Raw genomic sequence first — 15,837 nt, 5'->3', positions numbered from 1 at the left:
AATCGCATGGCCCGTGGTCGTTCAGTTCAGCGCAGGATCACGCGGCCAGACGCGGACGATTGATATCGGCCTTGGGCAGGTCCTTCTGTTCCGGCAGCAGGTTGAAGTTGAACTCGATGGCATAGAAGGGCGCATCGACTTCATGCTTGCGGATCTCGGCCGGATCGGTGACGTGCTTCAGTTCCGGCACCAGCCCTTCGCGGGTGGCGAAGGCGAAGTCATCCCACAGGTACGGATCGCCGGCGATGTTGATCTGCGTGGTCAGCTTGCGATAGCCCGGTACCGTGACGAAGAAGTGGATGTGCGCAGGACGGCTGCCATGACGGCCCAGCTTGTTGAGCAGGCGGTCGGTCGCGCCACCCGGCGGCACGCTGTAGCCGACCGGCACGCGGCTGCGGAAGCGATAGCGGCCTTGGTCATCGGTACGGATGGAGCAGCGCAGGTTGAACGGGCTCTGGTCCGGATCGAAGAAGGAATAGCGGCCCAGGTGATTGGCGTGCCAGACTTCCACCAGCGCATTGGCCAGCGGCTTGCCGTGCTCGTCGAAAACCTGGCCTTGCATGAAGAGGGTGTCGCCCGGCTGCGGATCCTTGTCCATGCGCGCAAAGCCCTTCTGCTCGGGCGCACCCGAGACGTACAGCGGTCCTTCTATGGTGCGCGGGGTGCCGCCCTGCACGCCACGGCGCGCTTCGGCTTCATCCATGCGCAGGTCGAGGAAGTGCTCGAAGCCCAGGCCGGCGGCGATCAGGCCGAACTCGCCCGACTTGCCCGCCGAGGTCAGATAATCCACGGCAGCCCAAAATTCTTCCGGCTGCACATCCAGCTCTTCAATCGTATAAAACATGTCGCGCACGAGGCGGTTGACGATGGTCTTGACACGCTGGTTGCCCTCCGCGAGTTCGGTGCTTTCGATTTTTTGCAGTACGGCGTCGATGGCTTTCTTGTCCACGTTGTCTCTCCTGTCTCTGGTTGGATATGTGTGGGGGTGAGTGCGGTTGGTCCGGGCCGATGGTTCAGGCCACGGAGACCAGCGGGGTCTTGCGGTCGCGGCGCAGCGCGTTGACGCGATCTTCATCCAGGGTGATGCCGAGGCCGGGGCCGCTCGGCAGTTCCAGGGCGAAGTCGCGGTAACGCAGCGGCGTGGCCAGGATTTCTTCGGTCAGCAGCAGCGGGCCGAACAGTTCAGTGCCCCAGGCCAGCGTGCCAAACGTGGCAAACAACTGGGCCGAGGCCATGGTGCCGATGGCGCCTTCCAGCATGGTGCCGCCATACAGTTCGACCTGGGCGGCAGCGGCGATGGCCGCGACTTGTTGCGCACCGGCCAGTCCGCCGGATTGATTGATCTTCACGGCGAACACATCGGCAGCACCCACGCGGGCCAGTTGATAAGCATCCTGAGGACCATGCAGGCTTTCGTCGGCCATGATGGCGATGCGGTTCTTCTGGCGCAGGCGGCCCAGGCCATCGTGATTGCCGGCGGCGATGGGCTGCTCCACCAGATCCACGCCGGCATCGGCCAGCAGCTGCATGCCCAGCATGGCCTCGGTCTCGGTCCAGGCCTGGTTCACGTCCACCCGCACGCTGCCGCGCTCGCCGAGGGCGCGCTTGATGGCGGCCACGTGGGCGCAATCCTGCTCTACGGTGCGCGCGCCGATCTTGAGCTTGAAGATGTTGTGGCGGCGCTGGGCCAGCATCTTCTCGGCCTCCTCGATGTCGCGCGCCGTGTCGCCGCTGGCCAGGGTCCAGGCAATCGGCAGGCTTTCCCGCACACGGCCACCGAAGAGCGTCGACAGGGGCACGCCCAGGCGGCGCGCCAGCGCATCCGACAGCGCGGTCTCGATGGCGCATTTGGCGAAGCGGTTTCCTTGCACGTGCTCGGCAATGTGATGCATGCGCGCGGCGATCTGGTTGGCATCGGCGCCCAACAGCAGCGGCGTGATGTAGGTGTCGATGTTGACCTTGATGCTTTCCGGACTTTCTTCGCCATAGGCGAGGCCACCGATGGTGGTAGCCTCGCCCCAGCCGGCCACGCCATCGTTGCCGGTGATGCGCACCAGCACCAGGGTCTGGCGGTGCATGGTGGTCATCGACAGACGGTGCGGGCGGATGGTGGGAACGTCCAGCAGCAGGACCTCGACGGTTTCGATGGAGGTGGCGGGCAGGGTGGAATTCAAGATGCAGTCCGTAGAAAAGAAGAAGGCGAATGCTGACGATGTCTGACTTGGAATGGATGATAGGAACAAAGCCGCCCGGGTGTCCAAGACCGATTCGGGCATGCTGCATACCTTTTGGGTATAACGTGGAAGGTATGCAAAAAACGGACAAGACTGCCCCGCAACTATGCAAATGGCGGATATTCGTCCTTGCACACTCTGCCTAAGATGGCTCATCGTCCAGGCCCCGCCTGGCATCCAACGATGAGGACCGTCGCATGAGCACATCCACCGAACTCGAACAGCAAGGCTATGCACCGCTGGTGCAATTCCCCCGCACCGATGGTGCACGCACTCCTTACAAGGTATTCAGCTCCAAAGAGGTCTATGACCTGGAGCAGGAACGCATCTACCGTGGCGAGACCTGGAGCTTCCTGGCACTGGAAGCCGAGATTCCCAATAACGGCGATTACAAAAGTACCTTCGTCGGCGACACCCCGGTGGTAGTCACCCGCACCGAAGATGGCAGCCTGGCCGCCTGGGTCAACAAGTGTTCGCACCGTGGCGCCATCGTCTGCCGCACGCCGCGCGGCAATGCCAGTTCGCACAGCTGTGCTTATCACCAGTGGAGTTTCGACTCGCGCGGCAACCTGCTGGGCGTGCCTTTCCGCCGTGGCCAGAAGGGTGCCACCGGCATGGCCAAGGATTTCGATCCCAAGTGCCACGGCCTGCGCCAGTTGCGCGTGGACAGCTACAAGGGCCTGGTCTTCGCTACCTTCAGCGAGACCGTGGAATCGCTGCCGGACTACATCGGCGCCGAGATGCGCCCGTGGATCGACCGCATCTTCCACAAGCCCATCGTCTACCTCGGCTGCACGCGCCAGTATTCCAAGTCGAACTGGAAGCTCTACCTGGAAAACGTCAAGGACCCGTATCACGCCAGCCTGCTGCACCTGTTCCACACCACCTTCAACATCTTCCGCGTGGGCATGAAGGCGCGCTCGCTGGCCGACAAGCACCACGGCCTGCACAGCATCATCACCGCCACCAAGAATGAAGTGGAGACGGCGGATGCCTACAAGCAGCAGGAGATCCGCTCCTTCGACGAGGGCTTCTCGCTGCAGGATCCGTCGGTGCTGGGCCAGATCAAGGAATTCGAGGAACTGACCACCAACCACATCCAGCCCATCTTCCCGCAGCTGGTGGTGCAGCAGATCCATAACACCCTGGTGGCGCGCCAGTTGCTGCCCAAGGGACCGAGCAACTTCGAACTGGTCTTCCACTTCTTCGGCTACGAGGACGACACCCCCGAGCTGCGCGCGCTGCGCATCAAGCAGGCCAACCTGGTGGGGCCGGCCGGCTACATCTCGATGGAAGACACCGAGGCCACCGAACTGGTACAGCGTGGCACCGCCCGTGACCCGGACCACTGCTCGGTGATCGACATGGCGCGCGACAACCCCGACCAGGAAGACACTTTGATTACCGAAAGCCTGATCCGCAAGTTCTGGATGGGCTACCAGAAACTGATGGGCTTCCCGTCCATCGAGAAGGCATGAGCGAGGCAAAGCAGATGCAAAACATGGAACAGATGAGCTTGTGGTTTGAGCTGCACCAACTGCAGGAGCGCTACGTGCATGCGCTCGACAACGACCGCCTGGAACAGTGGCCGGAGTTTTTTACCGACGACTGCCTGTATGAAATCGTGCCGCGCGAGAACGCCGATGCCGGCCTGCCCATCGGCATCATCTATTGCGACAGCAAGAAGATGCTGCAGGATCGCGTGCTCTCGCTGCGCCACGCCAACATCTACGAGGCGCACACCTATCGCCACATGACTTCGGGGCTGGTGTTCACGCAGAACGCCGACGGTTCGGTGGATGCGCAGTCGAGCTACGTGGTGGTGCAGACCTTGCAGAACGGCGAGTCCTTCGTCTACCAGGCCGGCCGTTATGAGGACCGCGTGGTCAGGACCGAGGCCGGCTGGCGCTATGCCCGCCGCCGCGTGATCTACGACACGCTGCGCGTGGCGACCTTGCTGGCCACCCCGATCTGAGGCGGCCATGAGCGAGTGGTTCGATGTCGGCCATGCCGATGATTTCGCCGAGGGCGAAGTGGCCGCGGCCCGCGCGGGCAGCCAGGCGGTGGCAGTGTTCCGCCTGGGCGAGGAGATTTTTGCGCTCAAGGACTTGTGCACCCACGGCAATGCCAAGCTTTCCGATGGCTATGTGGAAGATGGCTGCGTCGAGTGTCCGCTGCACCAGGGGCTGTTCGACATACGCAGCGGTGCACCGCGCTGTGCGCCGGTGACCGAGGCGGTGCGCAGCTTCCCGGTGCGTGTGGTCGCGGGGCGGGTCGAGATTGGCGTGGGCGGGGAGGGCGATGCAGCCGCCATCGTCAGCACCGAACCGGCATTGCAGTCAGTGCAGGCCACGCTGGAAAGCATCACGCGCGCCGCTCCGGATGTGGCCATCCTGCGCCTGCGCTGTGCAGCGCCGCTGTCCTATCGCGCCGGCCAGTACACCGATCTGCTGCTGGAAGACGGCCAGCGCCGCAGCTATTCCATGGCGACCTATGCCAGGGACGGCAGTGATCTGCTGGAGCTGCACGTGCGCCACCTGCCCGGCGGACTATTCACGGACCGCCTCTTCAATGGCATGCAGCCGGGCCAGCAATTCTCGCTGGAAGGACCTGCCGGCAGCTTCTTCATGCGCGAGGGCACGCAGCCGGTGATCCTGCTGGCCAGTGGCACAGGATTTGCTCCGGTCAAGGCACTGGTGGAAGAGGCCGTCGCCACCGGCAGCACGCGTGCGATGCGCCTGTACTGGGGCGGTCGCCGTGCCGCCGACCTGTATCTCGATGCACTGTGCCGCGACTGGGCGGCGAGCCTGCCCTGGTTTGATTACGTGCCGGTGCTGTCCGAGGCCGATGCCGCCAGCGGCTGGAGCGGACGCACCGGCTTCGTCCACCAGGCCGTGATGCAGGATGTACCGGCGATGCAGTCGTATCAGGTCTATGCCTGTGGCGCGCCGGTCGTGGTAGAGTCAGCGCGGCGCGATTTCACGGCCACCTGCGGCCTGCCGGGGACGGCTTTCTTTGCGGATGCCTTTGTCTCGAAAGCCGACCTGCGTAAATAGTTTTTCCAGGCCGGGCTTGCGGTGAAATCCAGGTTTCACGCGCCGCTACGCTTCCAGCTTCACACCGAATTCAAACCAAAGAATCTAGAGGGGAATCCAGGCATGAATCGACTCACTAAAGTGGCAGGTGCGGTAATGATGGCGATGGCGGCGGGCGCAAGCCTGTCCGCGCAGGCGGCCGATGTGGTGAAGGTGGGCTTCCTGACCACCCTGAGCGGCCCGGCCAGTGCCCCTGGCGTGGATGAACGCGAAGGCTTCATGCTGGCCATGAAGATGCTGGGCAACAAGCTCGGTGGCGTGCCCGCCGAAGTCATCGTGGTCGACGACCAGTTCAGCCCCGATGCCGCCAAGCAGGGCGCGGACCGCCTCATCAAGCGCGAGAAGGTCGATATCCTGAGCGGCTTCGTCTATTCCAACATCCTGCTGGCCGTGGCCCCGGCGGCCTTCGCCAGCAAGACCGTGGTGGTCAGCGCCAATGCCGGTCCGGCGCAACTGGCCGGTGCGGGCTGCAATCCGTATTTCTTCAGCGCCAGCTACCAGAACGACGCCACCCATGAAGCGGCCGGCAAGCTGATGGCCGACAAGGGCTACCAGCGCGTGGCCATCATCGCTCCCAACTATCCGGCGGGCAAGGATGCCTCGGCAGGCTTCAAGCGTTTCCTCAAGAAAGACCCTGCCGTCGAACTTTTCCCCAAGCTGGGCCAGCTCGATTTCGCTACTGAGATCGCGCAGTTGCGTGCCGCCAATATCGATGCCCTGTATTTCTTCCTGCCGGGCGGCATGGGCGTGAACTTCGTCAAGCAATACGCAGCCGCCGGCATGGACCCCAAGATCGTGCGCGTGATGCCCGCCTATGATGCGGACCAGCAGATGCTCTCCAACGGCGACCTGATCGCCGGCGTGGCCAACACCGGCCAGTGGTCGGCCGACCTGCCCAATGAACAGAACCGCGCCTTCGTGGCGGCCTACATCAAGGAATACGGCCATCAGCCCTCGATGTTCGCTTCCCAGGCGTATGACGCGGCCATGCTCATCGACAGCGCCGTCAAAACCATCGGCGGCAAGGTCGAAAATCGCGAGGCCCTTATTGCAGCCATCAAGGCGGCCAACTTCAAGTCGGTGCGCGGGGGCTTCAAGTTCGCGGCCAATCACTTCCCGATCCAGAATCAGTATGCGCGGGTGGTGACCAAGGGCGCGGACGGCAAGTACGTCAACAACATGACCCAGACGCTGCTGCCCGATCACGTCGACGCCTATGTCGGTCAATGCAAGATGCCTTGAGGACGGTGCACCTTGGGTAATCTGATCTTCGAGCAGGTGCTCAACAGCCTGCAGTTCGGCGTCATGCTGTTCCTGATCGCTTCGGGATTGACGCTGATCTTTGGCGTGATGAACTTCGTGAACCTGGCGCACGGCAGCTTCTTCATGATCGGCGCCTACGTGGCGGCGGTGGTGGCCGGGGCCAGCGGTTCCTTCTGGCTGGGCCTGCTGGTGGCCCTGCCGGCCACGGCAGCGCTGGGCTTCCTGCTGGAGTGGCTGGTGTTCCGGCGGCTCTACAAGAAGGATCACATGGTGCATGTGCTGGCCACCTTCGCCTTCATCCTGATCTTCAACGATGGCGTGCGCATGATCTGGGGCCCGCAGCCGCTGCCGCTGAACATGCCGCCGGCCTTCGCCGGGCCGGTCAATCTGTTCGGGCTGCCGTATTCCAGTTATCGCCTGCTGGTCATGGCGGTGGGCGTGGTGGTGGCCGTGGCGCTGTACTTCCTCATCAACCGCACGCGCATCGGCATGTGGGTGCGCGCCGGGGCCAACAACCTGGAGATGGTCACGGCCATGGGCATCAACATCCGCCTGCTGTTCCGGCTGGTGTTCAGCTTCGGGCTGCTGCTGGCGGCGCTGGCGGGCATCATGCTGGGCCCGCTGGTGGCGGTGCAGGCCGGCATGGGCGATGACGTGCTGATCCTGGCCTTCGTGGTGGTGGTCATCGGCGCCATTGGTTCGGTGCCGGGCGCGGCCATCGGCGCGCTCATCGTGGGCGTGGTCGATACGCTGGGGCGCAGTTTGCTGCCGCAGCTCTTCGCGCTCTTCCTCAGTGCCGATGCGGCCGCCTCGGTCGGTCCGGCGCTGGGCTCGATGATGATCTACCTGGTGATGATCGCGGTGCTGTTCTGGCGCCCCAGCGGTCTGTTCCCTGCCCGTACCTGAGGAATCCCATGCAACGTCTGTTCGTTCTCCTGCTGCTCGTCCTGGCGGTGCTGCTGCCGCTGCTGGCGCAGGCCAGCGGGATGGAGTACTACATCGGCGTGGTCACCCGCATCCTGATCTTTGCGATGGTGGCGGCCAGCCTCAATTTCATTCTTGGTTACGGCGGCATGGTCAGTTTTGGTCATGCAGTGTTCTTCGGGCTGGGTGCGTATGTCACGGCCATCGCCAGTTTCCATGGCGTGACCAGCGCCTGGCTGATCTGGCTGCTGGCCGCGCTGGTGACGGGCCTGGTCGGCCTGGTGATCGGGGTGATTGCCCTGCGCACGCGGGCGGTGTATTTCATCATGATCACCATGGCGCTGGCGCAATTGTTCTACTACTTCTTCGTCGGCTTCCGGTATTACGGCGGCGACGATGGCCTGCAGGTGACGGCGCGTCCGCTGCTGGGCTTCGGCCTCGACATGAGCGGCGACAACGCCTTCTACTGGGTCGTGCTGGCCTGGCTGGTGGCCAGCTTCGTGCTGCTGCAGCGGCTGCTGGCCTCGCGCTTCGGGCTGGCCTTGAACGCCATCCGGCAGAACGAGCGGCGCGCCCAGGCCATCGGCTATCCGGCGCTGCGCTACAAGCTGGCGGCCTTCGTGATCGCCGCCGTCATCGCGGGACTGGCCGGCAGCCTCATCGGCATGAGCAATCTCTTTGCCAGCCCCAAGCTGCTGCACTGGTCGCAGTCCGGCATCCTGCTGGTGATGGTGGCGCTGGGCGGGGTCGGCTATTTTTACGGCGGCCTGCTCGGTGCAGCGGCCTTCCTGTTGCTGGAGGAAGTGCTGTCGACCCATTTCGAATACTGGCAGATCTATGTCGGCCTGATCCTCTTGCTGGTGGTCATGGTGGCACCGCGCGGCGTGAGTTCGCTGGCCACCATCGGCAAGACACTCAAGCAGGGAGAGCCGCATGGGGCATGAACAGGCAGCGGTGGCTCTCTCGGTCAAGGGCCTGAAGAAAAACTACGGCGGCCTGGCGGCCACGCGCGATGTCGACCTGGAGATTGCGGCGGGCCACGTGCACGCCATCATCGGTCCCAATGGTGCGGGCAAGACGACCTTGCTCTCATTGCTCTCCGGGGCGCTGGCTGCGGATGCGGGCGAGGTCTACCTGTTCGGCCAGCCCATGCATGGCCACGCGGAACAGGCGCGTGTGGCAGCCGGGCTGGTGCGCTCATTCCAGATCACCAGCGTCTTCGATGAACTGAGCGTGCTGGACAACCTGCAGGTGGCCGTACAGCGCGGGCAGCATCGCAGCTATGGCTTCTTCCATGCCAGCGCGAGTGATCGCGCCGCACGCGAAGCGGCCATGACGGTGGCGCGCCGGGTCGGATTGGAGAAGGTCGTGCATCAGTTGTCGTCGCAGCTCTCGCATGGAGCGCGGCGTCGGCTGGATGTGGGCCTGGCCATCGCCTGCGGTCCGCGCGTGCTGTTGATGGATGAACCGATGGCCGGCATGGGGCATGAGGAGTCCGGCGACATGATTGCGCTGATCCAGTCCCTCAAGGAGGAACTGACGGTGGTGCTGGTGGAACATGACATGGAGGCCGTCTTCGCCCTCGCCGACCGCATGACGGTGCTGGTACAGGGGGCGGTGCTGGCCACCGGCAGCGTGGACGAGATCCGCGCCAATGCCGAGGTCAAGCTGGCCTACCTGGGCGAGGAGGAAACGCAATGAGTGCTTTGCTGGAAGTGGAAGGCCTGACCGGCGGCTATGGTGCGAGCCAGGTGCTGTTCGGGATCGACATGCAGGTCAGGGAAGGCGAAGTGGTAACCCTGCTGGGCCGCAATGGCATGGGCAAGACCACCACGCTGCGCACCATCCTCGGATTGAATCGCCCGACCGGCGGCGTGGTGCGCTTTCGTGGCGAAGCCATCCACAGCGCCAGTGCCGATGCAATTGCCCGGCGCGGCATCGCCATCGTGCCGGAGGGACGGCAGATCTTCAAGAACCTGAGCGTGGAAGAAAATCTGTCCGCCTTCGCGGCGCGGCGCAACGGCCGTGACAATCCGTGGACGCTGGAAAAGATTTATCAGCAGTTCCCGCGCCTGAAGGAGCGCCGCCACAATGGCGGCGGCCAGCTCTCCGGCGGCGAGCAGCAGATGCTGGCCATCGGCCGGGCCCTGATGACCAATCCGCATCTGCTGATCCTGGATGAAGCCACCGAGGGCCTGGCGCCGCTGGTGCGGGAAGAAATCTGGGCTTGCCTGAAAGCCTTGCGCGAATATGGGCTGACCATCATCGTCATCGACAAGTACATCAAGCGTCTGATCGGCTTTGCCGACCAGCACACCATCCTCGAAAAGGGCAAGGTGGTCTGGCAGGGTGATTCGGCGCAGCTGTCGGTGCAGACGGAATTGTGGGATCAGTATCTGAGCGTGTGAGGTGCTTGTTGCGCGGATATTGATCATTAACGCAGGTTTAATGCTGTGGCAAACAGCATTAAGGAAAACTGAATGCTCCCCAATCAAGTCGAGACGGACGCTCGCCGCGTTCTTTGCCCCATCGCCGAGTGCGAAGCGGGCTACAACCTCAAGGCCGCCTTTCCGGATTTCCCGCAGGTGCTGCAGCAGTGGCAGCAGGCGACGGCCGCCATTGCCACTACCTTGCTGACCGAGTCCGACATCGCCTATGGTGATGCACCGCTTCAGCGATTCGATTTCTATCGTGCGCAAGGGGCGCAGCGGCCTTTGCTGGTGTTCATCCACGGTGGTTACTGGCAGGGCGGCGACAAGCGTGACATCGGCTTCATCGCCGCGCCTTACGTCAAGGCGGGCATCAGCGTGGCGGTGATCAATTATTCGCTGGCCCCGCAGGCTCGCATTGAGGACATGGTGGCAGAGGTACAGGCGTTGCTTGCCACCATTGCGCAGCAGGCGGATCGCCTGGGCATCGATGTGAATCGTGTCTCGCTGATGGGGCATTCGGCGGGCGGCCATCTGGCGGCCTTCGTGGCCGCGCAGGCGAGTGCCTTGCCGGTGCAGGCCGTCTTTGCCATCAGTGGCGTGTTCGATCTGGTGCCGTTGATCCCGACTTCGCTCAACAAGGCACTGACGCTGGACGAGCAGCGTGCGGATGCGCTCTCACCGGTGCTGCAGGCCGGGCCCACGGGTACGCGCATGCATACCATCATTGGTGAACTGGAGACCGCGCAATTCCACCTGCAGGCGGCCGTGATGGCCAACTGCTGGCCGCAGGTGGTGGCGCATCACGTGGTGCCGCAGACGCATCACTACACGGTGCTGTTCCCGCTGGCTGATGGAGACACTCCGGTGTGCCGTGCGGTGATTGCGGAGATCGGTGATGCAGGCCGCCCCTGAGGACGACCTGCAGGGAGGCGTGAGGCTCAGGAAGCGTTCGAGGAAGACAGCATGCGCTCCACATAGCGCGCAATCAGGTCAATCTCCAGATTGACCTTGCTGCCCGCCTTCAAATGCTTGAGCGTGGTCACTTCCACCGTATGCGGAATCAGGTTGATGGAGAAGCGGCAGGCATCGGCCAGGTCTTCCACGCGGTTGACCGTCAGCGACACGCCATTGACCACGATCGATCCTTTGTAAGCCAGGTACTTGCCCAGTGCCTTGGGGGCATCGACGATCAGCTCGCGCGATTCACCCACGGGCTCGAAGGAATGCACCTGTCCTAGGCCATCGACGTGGCCGGAGACCAGGTGGCCGCCCAGGCGCTCGGCCAGGGTCAGGGCCTTTTCCAGATTGACTTCGCCAGGGGCGTCCAGCCCGGCCGTCAGGCGCAGGCTTTCCCGCGAGACATCGACGGTAAAGCCGCTGGCGGTCTTCTCCACTACGGTCATGCAGGCACCATTGAGCGCAATCGAATCGCCCAGGCCGACATCGGCCATGGGCAGGCTGCCCGCATCGATGGTCAGGCGCACACCGGCGTCAGGGCCGGCTGCCAGGGGGGTGACGGAGGTGATGGTGCCGACGGCGGCAACGATTCCTGTAAACATGATTCAGTCCTGATACAAAAAATCTGAAAGAAAAAGCAAAAACGCTTACGCGAAACGGGCAAGGATACGCAAATCCGGCCCGACCTGCTTGACCTCGTGGAAGTGGATGCCGATCTTGCCCGACAGGTCTTCCAGCGGCGGCAGTTCGAACATGTTGCGGCCATCGCCGATCAGGGCCGGGGCCAGGTAGACCAGCAGTTCATCCACGCAGCCTGCGCGGATCAGCGCGCCATTGAGCTTGGCGCCGGCTTCCACGTGCAATTCATTGATCTGGCGCTGGCCCAGTTCACGCACCAGGCCCGGCAGGTCCACCTTGCCTTCGGCGTTGTCCAGCAGGATGACTTCGGCCCCCTCGGCTTCCAGCGCGGCGCGCTTTTCGCGGTCATCGGTGGCGGTGAAGACCCAGGTATTGCCGCCCTGGATCACGCGCGCTTCGGGCGAGACGATCAGCTTGCTGTCGACCACGATGCGGCGCGGCTGGCGCGGGGTGTCGATGGCACGCACGGTGAGTTGCGCATCGTCCTTCTGGATGGTGCCGATGCCGGCCATGATGGCGCAGGCGCGGGCGCGCCAGATGTGGCCGTCGTCGCGCGCGGCCTGGCTGGTGATCCACTGGCTCACGCCATTGTGCAGGGCGGTTTTGCCATCCAGGCTGGCGGCGCTCTTCATGCGTACCCACGGACGTCCGGTACGCATGCGATGCAGGAAGCCGATGTTGATCTCGCGCGCTTCTTCTTCCAGCAGTCCGCAGGCGACCTCGATGCCGGCTGCCTGCAGGCGGGCCAGGCCCTGTCCGGCCACCAGCGGGTTGGGGTCGGCGATGGCCGCCACCACTCGTGCTACGCCGGCTCGGACGAGCGCATCGGCACAGGGCGGGGTGCGGCCGAAATGGCTGCAGGGTTCCAGCGTGACGTAGACGGTGGCACCGCGCACCTCGTGTCCGCGCGCGGCGGCATCGGCCATGGCCTGGATTTCGGCGTGGTTGCCGCCGGGCGGCTGGGTGAAGCCGGCACCGATGATGCGCCGGTCCTTGACGATGACGCAGCCCACGCGCGGATTGGGGGTGGTGTCGAGCATGCCGAAGCCGGCTTGCAGCAAGGCCAGGGCCATGGCTTGCTGGTCATTCTCGATGTCGAACAGGTAGAGCGGATCTGCAGTGGAAGTCATGGTGTGCTAACACGAAATAGGCGGCAAGGCCTGCCAGGGGCGAGGCCGGATGCCCGTCAATATACACGGCTTTGCCGGATCGCCCGCAAGGCCGGCGGCACCGGCGATCTACTCGGGCGCGGCCAGGCTGCACTGGTTATCGAGGACGGGATTGCAGATCCGTACCCGCCCCAGGAAGTTGATCACCACCGCACGCGAGTTCACGCCGCTGCTGAAGTACCAGCTGCCGCGCGTGACCGGCTGGCCGTCAGGCTGGTAAGCCACCAGTTCGCCGCCGGTGGTGTAGGCCACGGCGATGCCGACCTCCAGAGCGCGATGATGGGCGACCACTTGTTGTCCGACCCGGATCTCCCAGCCGCTCTGCCAGTCGCGGCCATCGCGCGGACGCATCTCGGCGCGGCGGCCGGCGCGCAGGGCTTCGGAGCGGGTCAGTTGCACGCCGTGGAAGAAATCGCTGCCGGCCGCCGCCAGCTGGTGTTCGGTGGAGAGCTGTTGCAGCGCCGGGATGCCGGCGGCCAGCACCAGGGCCGCGATCAGCAGCACCACCATGAGTTCAATGAGCGAGAATCCGGTTGCGCGCATGAGGTCACCAGCAATCCTTGCCGTCGGCGCGGCGATTGCCCCGGTTGTCGGCTTGCAGCACGCCGCATTGGGCATCTTCATAGGCGGTGTTGACGCCGCTGCCGCCCGGCGTGGCGATGACCAGCACGCAGCTGGCCAGATCCTCATCCTCGCAGGCCCTTGCGGACAGGGCATAGGCGCTGGTTTGCGGCGTGGCCCCGGAATACCACTTGAAACCCTGGGCCGCGCTGCCCGGCTGGAAGGGCCGGTAGCGATGCTGGTAGGCGTAGTGCCGTTCCTGTTGCAGCAGCACGTGGAGGATGGCCGCGCGTCCTTCGGCGCGGCTGGCTTTCTTGACGATGTGAAGGTAACCGTTCCAGCCGAGCCCGGCCAGCAGGATCACGATGGCCAGGCTGACCAGGATTTCCAGCAGTGTGAAGCCATTTGCCGGAGCGGGAGAGGAGCGCAAGGGAGGATGCATGGTCATTCCGTCAAAGGAAGATAGAGAGGACGCCAGGCCTGCAGCGGGCAACTGGCGGGCACGCTGCCGGGCCGGGCGGGCAACTGCACCAGCGCCTGCAGCGCCACGATGGCACCCTGCCGGCCGTAGCCGACGGCGCTGAGGCGATAGAGGGTGGGAGCCTCTTCGTCGCCGGGGAGCTTGCTGGGACTCTTGTCGGACTTCGGCGCCAGACGTTCGATCAGGTAACGCGGCGTCGCCACGCCGGGCAGGGCGCGATAGCGCCGTCCGGTGAACTGGCCGTAGGTGGCCGAGAGGGCGTCGGGCCCATGCAGTTGTGCAGGCTCCCAGCCGGCGCGGTCGTGATGGCCCACGCACAGGCCGGCACCGGCGGCATCGCTGCGGCAGGCGCGCCTGGCAGTGAATTGCCCGGGATCGATCTGGCGGTGGTAGCGCAGGTCGTCGCAGGCATCTTCCAGCGCCGCCTGGGCGGCCAGCCTGGCCTGGGCACGTTCGCGATGGTTGCGCGCGCCGCGTTCCTCCAGCAGGAGCAGTGAGGTGGTGGACGCACCCAGCAACAGGATCACGCTCAGCAGCATGAGCGTGATCATCAGCGTGGCACCGCGCTGGCGCGGGTGACATGGTGGCCTCTTCATTTCCCGGCCTCCGCCATGGACAGGTTGCGCAGCATGACGCTGCCTTGAAAGACCGCACGCCGCCGCTGCTCCTGCCCGGTCTCGGTGACGCGCCACGCCGGATCGCTGCGTCGGCCGGGGAGGAACAGGTCGTAGCTGCGGGTTTCACTGCCCGGCGCGGCCGGCCGTCGCTGTACGCCGCGCACCAGCAGCGCGATGCGCACCAGGATCACCCGGCCCCAGGCCTCGCCCGGCATGGCCGAGGCATCCAGCCAGCGATCTGGACGGCCATCGCCATCGCTGTCGATGGCATAGCGCAATTGCATGGCTTCCACGCCACGGGCGATGGCGTCCGAGGTCCAGTTGCCGTTTTTGCCCTGGTAGCGGCAGCGCAGCTCGGGCTCGTCGCCGGTGCCGGGTGCGATGTAGTAGATGACCCAGTGGCGCGCGGCTTCTTCCGGCTTGCCCACGGGAGCTTGCGCGCCGCTGCAGTGGCTGATTTCGGCATGGCTGCCGCGCGGGGCACCGAAGAAACCGAGCATGAGGAGATCGCTGTGGTTGACGCCGTCACCGGTGCTGCTGCCGAACAGTCCTGCGGCCGGATCGAGGGCGTCGGCCTGGCGGCTGTCATCCAGCCCGCGCAGGCCCGGCAGCAGGGCGGGCGAGCTGCCGTCGGGCAGGCTTTCCAGCGGCAGATGGCCGGCCTGGCGCAACACCTGTTGCAGGTGATCCAGGGCCACGCGGCCGGTTTCCTCGACGCGGCCGGCATCATCCATTTCCTGGTAAGCCGCACGCGCCTGCTGCAGCAGCGTACCGGCCACCAGCACCACCAGGAGGCCGATGGCCAGCGCAATCATCAGTTCGACCAGGGTCAGTCCGGTCTGATGCAGACGCATCGCGCGCGCCGGGAAGGGGGATCGCGCCGGCATCGTCAGCGGCCCAGGTTCAGGCTCACCAGCGGCGCGGCGGCAGCGGCCATCCCCTTGGCCGCGCCGGGGCGATGCCAGGCCATCTTCAGGACGGCAGGGCTGCTTTCGAGGCCGTCGCAGCGCCAGTCTTCGGGGGGCGGGCGCGGGCCGTCACGGCAGACGGTGACGCGCGCTTGCGGGAAATCGCGGACCAGCCGGCCGCTCCAGTCCGCCAGGCTGGCCCGGGCGAAATCGGCCGGGCTGCAGGCACTCTGTTCGCAATCGGCATGGGCCGTGAACGGCTTGCCCGCCGCGAGGGAAAACAACAGGGGATCGGCGACGCCAGCGCTGGCCGGCAAGGCTGCGCGCAATTCGGCCAGTTCCTGCGCCAGCAGGGTGGCACGGGCGTGCAGGCTGCTGTCCTGGCTGCTGCGCAGCGCGTGCAGTTGCAGCATGGCGATGGCCAGCGCACCGGTGCCGATGACCAGCATGGCCACCAGCACCTCCATCATCGAGAAACCTGGGGAGCGACCGCGCATGGGAAATCCTGGAAAGGAAAGCCCGCGAGTCTAGGGAAAAAGAAAATGCCGCTCCAGCAA

The 15,837-nt window shown here is 64.8% G+C and carries 18 protein-coding genes; 9 read left to right on the top strand and 9 right to left on the bottom strand.

The window, feature by feature from the left end:
* Window positions 1–37: 37 nt before the first annotated feature.
* Window positions 38–949 carry a catechol 1,2-dioxygenase gene (catA, locus tag ACWFUC_RS24460; protein WP_134223157.1) on the bottom strand — a complete coding sequence of 304 codons (912 nt, stop codon included), beginning with the start codon at window positions 947–949 and terminating at the stop codon, window positions 38–40.
* A 64-nt stretch (window positions 950–1,013) separates the two neighbouring features.
* Window positions 1,014–2,174, bottom strand: coding sequence for a muconate/chloromuconate family cycloisomerase (locus ACWFUC_RS24455; protein ID WP_489623655.1), 1,161 nt, complete (start codon window positions 2,172–2,174; stop codon window positions 1,014–1,016).
* A 257-nt stretch (window positions 2,175–2,431) separates the two neighbouring features.
* On the opposite strand from ACWFUC_RS24455, the gene andAc reads away from it, so the two are divergent.
* The 9 genes from andAc to ACWFUC_RS24410 all read left to right on the top strand — a co-directional run bounded on the left by andAc (window position 2,432) and on the right by ACWFUC_RS24410 (window position 10,860).
* Window positions 2,432–3,712 carry an anthranilate 1,2-dioxygenase large subunit AndAc gene (gene andAc, locus ACWFUC_RS24450; protein ID WP_209534194.1) on the top strand — a complete coding sequence of 427 codons (1,281 nt, stop codon included), beginning with the start codon at window positions 2,432–2,434 and terminating at the stop codon, window positions 3,710–3,712.
* Window positions 3,709–4,209: an anthranilate 1,2-dioxygenase small subunit AndAd gene (andAd, locus tag ACWFUC_RS24445; RefSeq protein ID WP_209534193.1), complete on the top strand. Its 501-nt coding sequence runs from the start codon at window positions 3,709–3,711 to the stop codon at window positions 4,207–4,209. Before andAc ends, andAd begins: the two co-directional genes overlap by 4 nt.
* A gap of 7 nt (window positions 4,210–4,216) precedes the next feature.
* Window positions 4,217–5,290 carry an anthranilate 1,2-dioxygenase ferredoxin subunit AndAb gene (andAb, locus tag ACWFUC_RS24440; RefSeq protein ID WP_489623654.1) on the top strand — a complete coding sequence of 358 codons (1,074 nt, stop codon included), beginning with the start codon at window positions 4,217–4,219 and terminating at the stop codon, window positions 5,288–5,290.
* Window positions 5,291–5,392: 102 nt separating this feature from the next.
* Window positions 5,393–6,571: an ABC transporter substrate-binding protein gene (locus tag ACWFUC_RS24435; protein ID WP_287019793.1), complete on the top strand. Its 1,179-nt coding sequence runs from the start codon at window positions 5,393–5,395 to the stop codon at window positions 6,569–6,571.
* A 12-nt stretch (window positions 6,572–6,583) separates the two neighbouring features.
* Entirely contained in the window at window positions 6,584–7,498 is a 915-nt protein-coding gene (locus ACWFUC_RS24430; RefSeq protein WP_489637383.1) for a branched-chain amino acid ABC transporter permease, read from the top strand.
* Between the two features lie 8 nt (window positions 7,499–7,506).
* Window positions 7,507–8,460: a branched-chain amino acid ABC transporter permease gene (locus ACWFUC_RS24425; RefSeq protein WP_489623653.1), complete on the top strand. Its 954-nt coding sequence runs from the start codon at window positions 7,507–7,509 to the stop codon at window positions 8,458–8,460.
* Window positions 8,450–9,217 carry an ABC transporter ATP-binding protein gene (locus ACWFUC_RS24420; protein ID WP_489623652.1) on the top strand — a complete coding sequence of 256 codons (768 nt, stop codon included), beginning with the start codon at window positions 8,450–8,452 and terminating at the stop codon, window positions 9,215–9,217. The genes ACWFUC_RS24425 and ACWFUC_RS24420 overlap by 11 nt, the downstream gene beginning before the upstream one ends.
* A complete protein-coding gene (locus ACWFUC_RS24415) occupies window positions 9,214–9,924 on the top strand; it encodes an ABC transporter ATP-binding protein (RefSeq protein ID WP_039784237.1) in 711 nt (236 codons plus the stop codon). Before ACWFUC_RS24420 ends, ACWFUC_RS24415 begins: the two co-directional genes overlap by 4 nt.
* 72 nt (window positions 9,925–9,996) lie before the next feature.
* Window positions 9,997–10,860, top strand: coding sequence for an alpha/beta hydrolase (locus tag ACWFUC_RS24410; protein ID WP_489623651.1), 864 nt, complete (start codon window positions 9,997–9,999; stop codon window positions 10,858–10,860).
* A gap of 26 nt (window positions 10,861–10,886) precedes the next feature.
* On the opposite strand, the gene ACWFUC_RS24405 is transcribed toward ACWFUC_RS24410, so the two are convergent.
* From ACWFUC_RS24405 to pilV, 7 genes are all read right to left on the bottom strand, one after another.
* Window positions 10,887–11,507, bottom strand: a complete 621-nt coding sequence (locus tag ACWFUC_RS24405; protein ID WP_489623650.1) for a riboflavin synthase — start codon at window positions 11,505–11,507, stop codon at window positions 10,887–10,889.
* A 45-nt stretch (window positions 11,508–11,552) separates the two neighbouring features.
* Window positions 11,553–12,674, bottom strand: coding sequence for a bifunctional diaminohydroxyphosphoribosylaminopyrimidine deaminase/5-amino-6-(5-phosphoribosylamino)uracil reductase RibD (ribD, locus tag ACWFUC_RS24400; protein WP_209534187.1), 1,122 nt, complete (start codon window positions 12,672–12,674; stop codon window positions 11,553–11,555).
* A gap of 108 nt (window positions 12,675–12,782) precedes the next feature.
* Window positions 12,783–13,256, bottom strand: a complete 474-nt coding sequence (locus tag ACWFUC_RS24395; protein ID WP_034335795.1) for a GspH/FimT family pseudopilin — start codon at window positions 13,254–13,256, stop codon at window positions 12,783–12,785.
* 4 nt (window positions 13,257–13,260) lie between these two features.
* Window positions 13,261–13,716: a type IV pilin protein gene (locus ACWFUC_RS24390; RefSeq protein ID WP_489623649.1), complete on the bottom strand. Its 456-nt coding sequence runs from the start codon at window positions 13,714–13,716 to the stop codon at window positions 13,261–13,263.
* Window positions 13,717–13,718: 2 nt separating this feature from the next.
* A complete protein-coding gene (locus ACWFUC_RS24385; protein ID WP_134223144.1) occupies window positions 13,719–14,351 on the bottom strand; it encodes a PilX N-terminal domain-containing pilus assembly protein in 633 nt (210 codons plus the stop codon).
* On the bottom strand, window positions 14,348–15,226 hold the full coding sequence (locus tag ACWFUC_RS24380; protein ID WP_489637382.1) for a PilW family protein: 879 nt from the start codon (window positions 15,224–15,226) through the stop codon (window positions 14,348–14,350). Before ACWFUC_RS24380 ends, ACWFUC_RS24385 begins: the two co-directional genes overlap by 4 nt.
* A gap of 35 nt (window positions 15,227–15,261) precedes the next feature.
* Window positions 15,262–15,777 carry a type IV pilus modification protein PilV gene (gene pilV / locus ACWFUC_RS24375; RefSeq protein WP_489623647.1) on the bottom strand — a complete coding sequence of 172 codons (516 nt, stop codon included), beginning with the start codon at window positions 15,775–15,777 and terminating at the stop codon, window positions 15,262–15,264.
* Window positions 15,778–15,837 lie beyond the last annotated feature (60 nt).

Source organism: Herbaspirillum sp. Her4 (assembly GCF_057961335.1).
This window is presented reverse-complemented; position numbering and strand designations above follow the sequence as displayed.